Origin of the sequence: Streptosporangium nondiastaticum, from assembly GCF_003011965.1 — a bacterium.
GTDB classification, from domain to species: Bacteria; Actinomycetota; Actinomycetes; order Streptomycetales; family Streptomycetaceae; genus Streptomyces; species Streptomyces nondiastaticus.
This window is the reverse complement of sequence record NZ_PXWG01000199.1, coordinates 1-8,733: the sequence shown is the minus strand read 5'-3', so window position 1 is coordinate 8,733 and position 8,733 is coordinate 1. Positions and strand designations below refer to the sequence as shown.

General features: G+C 74.7%; 10 protein-coding genes and 1 riboswitch. Of the genes, 5 read left to right on the top strand and 5 right to left on the bottom strand.

The features are described from left to right. From B7P34_RS33730 to thiO, 4 genes are all read right to left on the bottom strand, one after another. On the bottom strand, positions 1-867 hold an 867-nt coding region (locus tag B7P34_RS33730; RefSeq protein ID WP_146167008.1), incomplete at its 3' end, for a protein kinase domain-containing protein. An 85-nt stretch (positions 868-952) separates the two neighbouring features. Then, positions 953-1,753: a thiazole synthase gene (locus B7P34_RS33725; protein ID WP_106681967.1), complete on the bottom strand. Its 801-nt coding sequence runs from the start codon at positions 1,751-1,753 to the stop codon at positions 953-955. Positions 1,754-1,761: 8 nt separating this feature from the next. Continuing rightward, positions 1,762-2,001, bottom strand: coding sequence for a sulfur carrier protein ThiS (thiS, locus tag B7P34_RS33720; protein WP_223268509.1), 240 nt, complete (start codon positions 1,999-2,001; stop codon positions 1,762-1,764). Continuing rightward, complete coding sequence (gene thiO / locus B7P34_RS33715; protein ID WP_106681966.1) at positions 1,998-3,200, bottom strand: glycine oxidase ThiO; 1,203 nt, start codon at positions 3,198-3,200, stop codon at positions 1,998-2,000. Before thiO ends, thiS begins: the two co-directional genes overlap by 4 nt. Next, a riboswitch (TPP riboswitch) is annotated at positions 3,199-3,310 on the bottom strand. (Overlaps the previous gene by 2 nt.) Before the next feature lie 108 nt (positions 3,311-3,418). Between thiO and B7P34_RS33710 the strand changes: the two genes are divergently transcribed. From B7P34_RS33710 to B7P34_RS33690, 5 genes are all read left to right on the top strand, one after another. Next, on the top strand, positions 3,419-4,654 hold the full coding sequence (locus B7P34_RS33710) for an NAD(P)/FAD-dependent oxidoreductase (RefSeq protein ID WP_223268508.1): 1,236 nt from the start codon (positions 3,419-3,421) through the stop codon (positions 4,652-4,654). A 103-nt stretch (positions 4,655-4,757) separates the two neighbouring features. Then, a complete protein-coding gene (locus tag B7P34_RS33705) occupies positions 4,758-5,123 on the top strand; it encodes an Rv2175c family DNA-binding protein (protein ID WP_030364686.1) in 366 nt (121 codons plus the stop codon). A gap of 128 nt (positions 5,124-5,251) precedes the next feature. Next, positions 5,252-5,902: a thiamine phosphate synthase gene (thiE, locus tag B7P34_RS33700; RefSeq protein ID WP_106681964.1), complete on the top strand. Its 651-nt coding sequence runs from the start codon at positions 5,252-5,254 to the stop codon at positions 5,900-5,902. A gap of 166 nt (positions 5,903-6,068) precedes the next feature. Continuing rightward, the gene (metF, locus tag B7P34_RS33695) at positions 6,069-6,986 is read left to right on the top strand and encodes a methylenetetrahydrofolate reductase [NAD(P)H] (RefSeq protein WP_106681963.1); all 918 of its coding nucleotides are present in this window, start codon (positions 6,069-6,071) and stop codon (positions 6,984-6,986) included. A gap of 42 nt (positions 6,987-7,028) precedes the next feature. Next, positions 7,029-8,099 (top strand): hypothetical protein, encoded by a 1,071-nt coding sequence (locus tag B7P34_RS33690; protein ID WP_106681962.1) that lies wholly within the window; start codon positions 7,029-7,031, stop codon positions 8,097-8,099. 31 nt (positions 8,100-8,130) lie between these two features. On the opposite strand, the gene B7P34_RS33685 is transcribed toward B7P34_RS33690, so the two are convergent. Further along, a partial coding sequence (locus B7P34_RS33685; protein ID WP_435693993.1) for a phytoene desaturase family protein occupies positions 8,131-8,733 on the bottom strand: 603 nt, incomplete at its 5' end.

Here is an 8,733-nt window from a genome sequence, read left to right as displayed (position 1 = left end):
CAGCGCGTCGAGCTGCTCGTCGCTCAGCCCCTCGCGCACCGTGCGGGCCAGGCCGAGCAGCGCGACCGCGTCGGCCGGGCGCAGCTGCGGGTCGCGGGACGCCGCCTCGGCGACGAGCCGGTCCAGCCCGGCGGCCAGCCCCGGCACGGCCTCCGACGGCGCCGGGACGTCCGCGTGCAGGTGCTGGTAGAGGACCTGGGCCGGGGTGCCGCCGGTGTGCGGCTTGCCGCCCGTCAGCATCTCGTAGAGGACGACGCCGCACGCGTAGACGTCCACGCGCGGATCGGCGGTGCCGTGCTCCAGCTGCTCGGGGGCCAGGTAGGACACCGTGCCGAGGACGGAGCCGGTGGAGGCGGTGGTGTCGGTGTCCACGGCCCGTACGAGCCCGAAGTCGGCGACCTTCACGCGGCCGTCGTCCCCGATGAGGACGTTCTCGGGCTTCATGTCGCGGTGCACGAGCCCCGCGAGGTGGGCCGCGCCGAGCGCGGCCAGCACCGGCTCCAGGATGTCGAGGGCGGCGCGGGGCTGCAGGGCCCCGCGCTCGCGCAGCACGTCGCGCAGCGTGCACCCGGGCACGTACTCCATCGCCAGATAGACGTACGGGCCGTCGGTGCCCTGGTCGTAGACGCCCACCACATTGGGGTGGTCCAGGCGCGCGACGGACTTGGCCTCGCGGATGAAACGCTCCACGAAGGCCGTGTCCGAGGCGAGGGCGGGATGCATCACCTTGACCGCGAGCACCCGGTCGAGCCGGGTGTCGAGGGCGCGGTAGACCGTGGCCATGCCGCCCACGGCGATGCGGGCCTCGACCCGGTAGCGGCCGTCGAGCGTGTGCCCGACCAACGGGTCCCCTAGCGTCGTATCCACGCGACGAGTCTAAAAGGGTGAGCGCCCAGCCAAAATCAAGCCCGCCCGGAGCCTGAGGACAACGGGGTCAGGGGCGGAGCCCCTGCTACTGAGCGAACTCCGGACGTTCCGGATCGAGCCGTGCCAAGCCCTCCGCAGGAGAAGACGCCTCGGCGAAGTGCCGCCGCGGTATCCGCCCCGCCCGGTGCGCCAGCCGCCCCGCCTCCACCGCGTGCCGCATCGCCTCCGCCATCAGCACGGGCTCCTGGGCGCGCGTCACCGCCGAGGCGAGCATGACCGCCGCGCAGCCCAGCTCCATGGCGAGCGCCGCGTCGGAGGCCGTGCCGGCGCCCGCGTCGAGGATCACGGGGACCCCGGCCCGCTCGGTGATCAGCTGGAAGTTGTGCGGGTTGCGGATGCCGAGGCCGGAGCCGATGGGCGAGCCCAGCGGCATGATCGCCGCGCAGCCGACGTCCTCCAGCTTGCGGGCGAGGACCGGGTCGTCGTTGGTGTACGGCAGCACGGTGAAGCCGTCGTCGACGAGGATCTCCGCGGCGTCGAGCAGCTCGATCGGGTCGGGCAGCAGGGTGCGCTCGTCGGCGATCACCTCCAGCTTGACCCAGTCCGTGCCGAGCGCCTCGCGGGCCAGCCGGGCCGTGAGGACGGCCTCGCCGGCCGTGTAGCAGCCGGCCGTGTTCGGCAGCACCCGGATGGAGTGCTTCTGCAGGACGGAGAGCACGGAGCCGCGGACGGTCGCGTCGAGGCGGCGCATCGCCACGGTGGTCAGCTCGGTGCCGGAGGCGAGCAGCGCGCGCTCCATGACGTCGAGGCTGGGCGCGCCGCCGGTGCCCATGATCAGCCGGGAGCTGAAGGAGGTGTCGGCGATGGTGAGCAGGTCGTCGGCCATCAGGCTGATCAGCCTCCCTGCACTGCGGTGAGGACCTCGACGCGGTCGCCGGAGCCGAGCCGGGTGGCGGGCCACTGGCCGCGCGGCACGACGGCCTCGTTGACGGCGGCGGCCACGCCGCGGTGCGCGGTCGTCATGCTCGCCACGAGGCTGTCGAGGGTCAGGCCGTGGGGCACCTCGCGGTGCTCGCCGTTGACGCTGATGCCCATGTGGGCCGCGGGCGTGTCGGTGGGGTCGGAGGGGTTCATGCGGGCAGCTCCTGGAGCGCGTTCGAGAAGCGTCGGGGGGAGAAGGGGCGGGCCTCCTCGGGGAGGCGCCCCGTGGTCAGCACCTCAGCCATGACGTCGCCGGTCAGCGGGGCGAGCAGGACGCCGTTGCGGTGATGGCCGGTGGCGGTGTGCAGGCCGGGCAGGGCGGTCGGGCCGAGCAGGGGAGCGTTGTCGGGGGAGCCGGGGCGCAGCCCGGCGGAGGTCTCCACCAGGGGCAGTTCGGTGATGCCGGGCACCAGCTCGTGGGCGTCGCGCAGCAGTTCGTAGACGCCGCCCGCGGTGACCGTGGTGTCCCAGCCGAGCTCCTCGGTGGTCGCGCCGAGGACCAGCTCGCCGTTCTCGCGCGGCACCAGGTACACCGGGCCGCCGCGGACGACCGCCCGCACGGTGCGGGAGAGGAAGGGCGCGTACGCGTCCGGGACGCGCAGCCGCAGCACCTGGCCCTTGACGGGCCGCACGGGCGGCAGGACGTCGGCGGGGACGCCCGCGAGCGCGCCGCTGTAGCTGCCCGCGGCGAGCACGACCTGGCCGGCGGGGACGCGGCGCCCGTCGGCGAGCTCCGCGCCCGCGGCCCGGTCGCCGGAGAGCAGCAGCCGTACGGCCTTGGCGCGGTGGAAGGCGACCCCGGCCCGCTCGCAGGCCGTGAGCAGCGCACGCGCGAGCCTGCGGGGATCGGTCTGGTGGTCCCCGTCGACGCGCAGCCCCCCGCGTACGCCCGGCGCGAGCATCGGCTCCAGGCGGCGGCACTCGCGGCCCGTGAGCCACTGCGCGTCCAGGCCGCAGCGCTGCTGCAGGGCGTGCAGTTCGCGCAGGTGCTCCCGGTCGTCGGCGTCGAGGGCGACGGCCAGCGTGCCGCACGCGCGGTAGCCGGTGGCGACGCCGCTCGCCTCCTCCAGCTCCGCTGTGAAGCCCGGATAGCGCCGCGCGGAGGCCAGGTTGAGGGCGAGCAGCGCTTCCTCGCCGTAGTGCAGCTCGGTCACCGCGGCCAGCATCCCGGCGGCGACCCGTGCCGCGCCGCCGCCCGGCGCGGGGTCGGCGACGGCGGTGCGCAGGCCGCGCTGCGCCGCGCGCCAGGCGGTGACGAGGCCGATCAGGCCGCCGCCCACGACGAGGACGTCGCAGGCGGGCACGGCCGGAGTGCGGCCCGATGTGTCCGATGTGGTGGTAGACGCGTCCATGAGGCGTCCAGCCCCTCCCTTCGCCGGCATGACCCGGATCAGGTTCGTACGGTCGGAGGCCGGTCAGCCTCCCTCTCAGCCCGGTCGTCCGGGCTCCCGCGAGTGCGTTGTACCGGCCACCCTAGTACGCGGCGCGACGCCCGGGCGAGGGCCCGTCGGACGGCGACGCGGCGGTGCCCGCGCGCCGGTCCCCGCCGCCACCGCCCTACAGTGATCGGGTGAGCGAGCACCGGGAAGAAGCAGTTGCCGCCAGTGAGCGGAGCGTCGTCATCGTGGGTGCCGGGATGGCGGGCGTGCAGACCGCCGTCGCCCTGCGCGAGTACGGCTGGACCGGCACGGTGACCGTGCTGGGCGCCGAGCCGCACCCGCCGTACGACAGGCCGCCGCTCTCCAAGGCCGTCCTGCTCGGCAAGGCCGAGGGCTCCGCGTTCGAGGTGGACTTCGCCTCGCTCGGAATAGACCTGCAGCTCGGGCGGGAGGCCACCGGCCTGCGCGCCGCCGAGCGCCTGCTGGACACCGCCGACGGCCCCGTCCCGTACGACGTCCTGGTCATCGCCACCGGCGCCGAGCCCGTCCGGCTGCCCGGCTGCGAGGGCCTGTCCAACGTCCATCTGCTGCGCACCCTGGACGACGCGGTGCGCCTGCGGCCGGTGCTGGCCGCCCAGCACGACGTCGTCGCCGTCGGCGCGGGCTGGATCGGCGCCGAGGTCGCGACGGCCGCCCGGGAGGCGGGCTGCGAGGTGACCGTGGTCGAGGCCGCGGACCGCGTGCTCGCCGGCGCGATGCCCGCCGAGGTCGCCGAGCGCATGGCCCCCTGGTACGCCGAGAGCGGCGCCCGGCTGATGCTCGGCGCGCGCGTGAGCACCGTGGAGCCCGGCGCGGTCGTGCTCGCCGACGGCACCCGGCTGCCGGCCGGCGCCGTGGTCGTCGGCATCGGCGCGCGCCCCGCCACCGGCTGGCTGGAGGGCTCCGGCATCGAGCTCGGCGACGACCGCGCGATCGTCGCCGACGAGCGGCTGCGCGCCTCGCTGTCCGGCGTCTACGCGGTCGGTGACTGCGCGTCGTTCCCGTCCGCGCGCTACGGCGAGCGGCTGCTCGTGCACCACTGGGACAACGCCATGCAGGGGCCGCGGACCGTCGCCGCGAACATCGCGCTCGGCACGGCCGAGGGGCCGGTCTACGACCCGGTGCCGTACTTCTGGTCCGAGCAGTTCGGGCGGTTCGTGCAGTACGCGGGCCACCACGCCGGCGCCGACGAACTGCTGTGGCGCGGCGACCCGTCGAGCGCCGCCTGGAGCGTGTGCTGGCTGCGCGGCGGGGCCCTGGTCGCCCTGCTGGCCGTCGGCCGTCCCCGGGACCTGGCCCAGGGCCGCAAGCTCATCGAGAAGGGCGCCGCCCTCGACCGGGCGAAGGCCGCCGACGCGTCCGTGCCGCTGAAGTCCGCCGTGCTCTGAGCGGCGCGTCACGGCGCCGCGGCGGGAGGCCGTGACGGCGTGACGCGCCCGGGTCGGGTCAACCCGGCTACCGGCTGTCAGTGCCAGATGGCAGGCTTGTCCTGTGACCGAGATTGACGCAAAGATCGACGCGCTTGTTCCCGCCTGGCTCAACCTCCCCGACATCGCCGAGATGCTCGGCGTGGAGGTGACGCGCGTGCGGCAGCTGGTGAAGGAGGGCCAGCTGATCGCCGTCCGCCGGGGCGAGAACCGGGTGCTCATGGTGCCCGCCGCCTTCATCGGCGAGGGCAAGGTCGTCAAGGGCCTGGCAGGCACCCTGACGCTGCTGCGGGACGACGGCTTCAGCGACGAGGAAATGCTGGAGTGGCTCTTCACCGCCGACCCCACCCTGCCGGGCACCCCGGCCGACGCGCTGCGGGAGAACCGCGGCACGGAGGTGAAGCGGCGCGCCCAGGCGCTCGCCGTCTGAGCCGAAGGGCCGACCGGAAGTCTCAGCCGCAGTAACCGGGCGCGGTGAGCCGCGCCCGTCACAACCGTCCGGTGCACGGGCGGGGCCCGTCCCCGCCCGTGCACCGCCGACCCGGGGGGAACCACCCGATGTCCGCCACCGCCCGCGAGCTCCTCGACGACGCCCGGCTCTATCTGTGCACCGACGCCCGCAAGCGCCAGGGCGACCTGCCGGAGTTCCTCGACGCGGTCCTCGCCGGCGGCGTCGACATCATCCAGCTGCGCGACAAGGGCATGGAGGCCGGCGAGGAGCTGGAGCACCTGGCCGTCTTCGCCGAGGCCGCCCGCCGCCACGGCAAGCTCTTCGCGGTCAACGACCGGGCGGACGTCGCCCACGCCGCCGGCTCCGGAGTCCTGCACCTCGGCCAGGGCGACCTGCCGGTGCCCGCCGCCCGCGCCATCCTCGGCGAGGAGGTGCTGATCGGCCGGTCGACGCACGCCGAGGCCGAGGTGGACGCCGCGGCGGCCGAGCCCGGCGTGGACTACTTCTGCACCGGCCCCTGCTGGCCGACCCCCACCAAGCCGGGCCGCCACGCCCCCGGCCTGTCCCTGGTCCGCCACGCGGCGGCCCTGGGCACCGCCCGCCCCTGGTTCGCCATCGGCGGCATCGACCCGGGCAACCTCGACGAGGTGCTCGACGCGGGCGCCCGCCGGGTCGTCGTGGTCCGTGCGATCACCGAGGCGGACGATCCGGGTGAGGCGGCGGCGCAGCTGGCCAAGCGCGTCCGCGAGCGCCTCTGAGAAACCTCGCAGTGTGCCTCCCGCAGCCGGGTTCCGGGCGGGGCCGGCCGCGAGAGTGTCAAAAAAACATGAAGAACCCGTCCGGCATGCGGACGGGAGACCGGCTTATCGGGCAAATCGAAAAAGTGGGATTGGGGGCCGCGGGAACCGCTGGTTAACTTCGGGTATGGCCCTTGGCACCGCCTCCACCAGGACAGACCATGCGCGCACGGTGCGTGAGCTGCTCGCCTCAGGCGAGCGCTCGTACTCCTTCGAGTTCGCCGCCCCGAGGTCCGAGAAGGGGGAACGCACCCTCTGGGACGCCATCCGCCGGATCGAGGCCGTCGGCCCGACCTTCGTCTCCGTCACCTACGGCGCGGGAGGCTCCTCCCGTGAGGGCACCGTGCGCGTGACCGAGCGCATGGCGACCGACACGACGCTCACGCCCGTCGCCCACCTGACAGCCGTCAACCACTCCAAGGCCGAGCTCCGCAACATCATCGGCCAGTACGCCGACGTCGGCATCCGCAACATGCTGGCCCTGCGCGGCGATCCGCCCGGCGACCCCATGGGGGAGTGGGTGCGCCACCCCGAAGGCCTCGACTACGCCGTCGACCTCGTCCGGCTCATCAAGGAGTCCGGCGACTTCTGCGTCGGCGTCGCGGCCTTCCCCGAGATGCACCCGCGCTCCACCGACTGGGACACGGACATCCGGCACTTCGTGGACAAGTGCCGCGCGGGCGCGGACTTCGCCATCACCCAGATGTTCTTCTACCCCGACGACTACCTGCGGTTGCGCGACCGGGTCGCCGCCGCCGGCTGCGACACCCCGATCATCCCCGAGATCATGCCGGTCACCAACGTCCGCCAGATCGAGCGGTTCGCCCAGCTCAGCAATGCCGCGTTCCCGCCCGCGCTGGCCGAGAGGATCCTCGCGGTCAAGGACGACCGGGCCGCTGTACGCTCGATCGGGATCGAGTACGCCACGGAGCTGTGCGCTCGGTTGATGGCCGAGGAGATTCCCGGGCTGCACTTCATTACCCTGAACCACTCCACGGCGACGCTGGAAATCTACGAGAATCTGGGACTGCACCAGCGGTCCTGACGGCCGGCCCCTCGAAGGGCTGCGGCCACGAGAGGGGCGTAAATGGGCTGGACGGTCCTCTACATCGCGTTCGGCGTCGTCGCGCTCTGGCTGCTCGGCGAGGTGCTGCTGCAGTACAAGGCGCGACTGCGCTGGCGCCTCCTCGCCTTCGCCGGGTTCCTCGGCGTCGTCGCGGGGGTCGTCATCCCGTCCGTCGCGGTCATCGCGGTGGGCGCGGTGGCGTTCGCCGTCGGGCAGACCTACGTGACGCTCTCCTTCCGCCGGGGCTTCTCCCGCGGCTGGGCGCTCCGCCGGGACGGCCGGAACGACGGCAACGAGGCGGACGGCAACGGCGAATCCGGCAATCCCGGAAAGTCCGTCAAGGGTGGCAAGTCCGGCAGAGGCGTCAAGTCCGGTAAGCGTGCCGGGAAAGCGGCCGCCGAGGACGAGGGCGTGAAGGAGCCGCGGGCCGGCCGGCGCCGCAGGAGCGAGCGCGCGGAGGCCCCGCCGACCCCGCCCGCCCCTCCGGTCTCCTCCGCCGCGCCGCTCGACGAGACCGCGGCCATGCCCGCCGTCCCTCCGCTCCAGGAGCCCGCGGGGCTCGCCGCGACGGCCACCGCGGGCGACTCGTTCACGCACGCCGCCGAGCAGCCGCCCCTGGCCGAACCCGCGCCCGCCCCCGGCCATGACGCGGGCTACGGAGGCTACGGCGACACCGGTTACGCCACCGCCCCGGCGCAGGACGGCGGCTACGGCCAGTACGGCGACGCGTACGGCACACAGGCTCAGCCGGCCCCCGGCCAATTCGACTACGGGCAGGGCCAGTACGCGGCGTACTCCGACCCCTACATCGGCAACCGGCAGCAGGGCTACGACCCGTACGGCACCTACGGGCAGTACCAGCAGCCGCAGACGGCGGCGCAGCCGTACGGCATGGGCGGCCATGCCGCCGACGCCTACGCCCCGGCCCAGCAGTACGACATGGACACCCCGCCCGGCGGGGTCTGGGTGCCGCAGCAGCGCGACGGCGACCTGCCGCCCGCTCCGCAGGGCTACCCGCACGCGTACCCGCAGCAGCCCCCGGCGCAGGGCCAGGGCTACGGCGAGCAGTACAACGAGCAGCACCGCTACTGAACCCGGGCCGGGGCGGGCCCGGGCTGCGGCCCTACTGGGAGCCGCGCCAGTCCGCCCCGGAGACGATCAGGCCCGCGGCCATCGTCCCGGACATCCCGGCGTGGGCCAGCCCCCCGCCGGGGTGGGCGAAACCGCCCGCGAGGTACAGACCGGACAGCGGCGTCGCGTTGGCCGTGCGGAGGAACGCGCCCCCGCCGCCGGCCAGCACCGGCGCCGGAACGCCACCGCCCTCGGCGCCCGTCGCCCGCTCGGTGTCCGCGGGTGTGCGGACCTCATGCCACAGCAGCCGGTCCCGCAGGCCCGGCAGCAGGCCCTCCGCCGCGTCCAGCATCCGCTCCGCGAAGCCCGCGGCCGTCGCCTCGTCCGCCCAGTCCACCCGGCCGTGCGGGGCGACCGTGGCCGTCAGCGTGACGGCTTCGTGGCCCTCGTCCGGGCGGACGTCCGGATCGTCCGGGCGCAGCACCGTGACCGTCGGCCGGTAGCGCGGCGCGCCCTCGCCGAAGATTCCGGCCAACTCCGCGCTGCGGTCCGGGGCGTGGACCACCGTGCGGTGGGCGGCACCCGCGGCCCGCGCCCCGCGCAGCGCGAGGAAGACCGTGCACCGGCCTGGCGGCACCGGCGGGCCCGGCCGGAC

What these genes read in the sequence shown, in the direction of transcription:
- B7P34_RS33725 (WP_106681967.1), bottom strand. Translation starts at nt 1,753, where the DNA reads ATGGCCGACGACCTGCTCACCATCGCCGACACCTCCTTCAGCTCCCGG.
- thiS (WP_223268509.1), bottom strand. Translation starts at nt 2,001, where the DNA reads ATGAACCCCTCCGACCCCACCGACACGCCCGCGGCCCACATGGGCATC.
- thiO (WP_106681966.1), bottom strand. Translation starts at nt 3,200, where the DNA reads ATGGACGCGTCTACCACCACATCGGACACATCGGGCCGCACTCCGGCC.
- thiE (WP_106681964.1), top strand. Translation starts at nt 5,252, where the DNA reads ATGTCCGCCACCGCCCGCGAGCTCCTCGACGACGCCCGGCTCTATCTG.
- metF (WP_106681963.1), top strand. Translation starts at nt 6,069, where the DNA reads ATGGCCCTTGGCACCGCCTCCACCAGGACAGACCATGCGCGCACGGTG.
- B7P34_RS33690 (WP_106681962.1), top strand. Translation starts at nt 7,029, where the DNA reads ATGGGCTGGACGGTCCTCTACATCGCGTTCGGCGTCGTCGCGCTCTGG.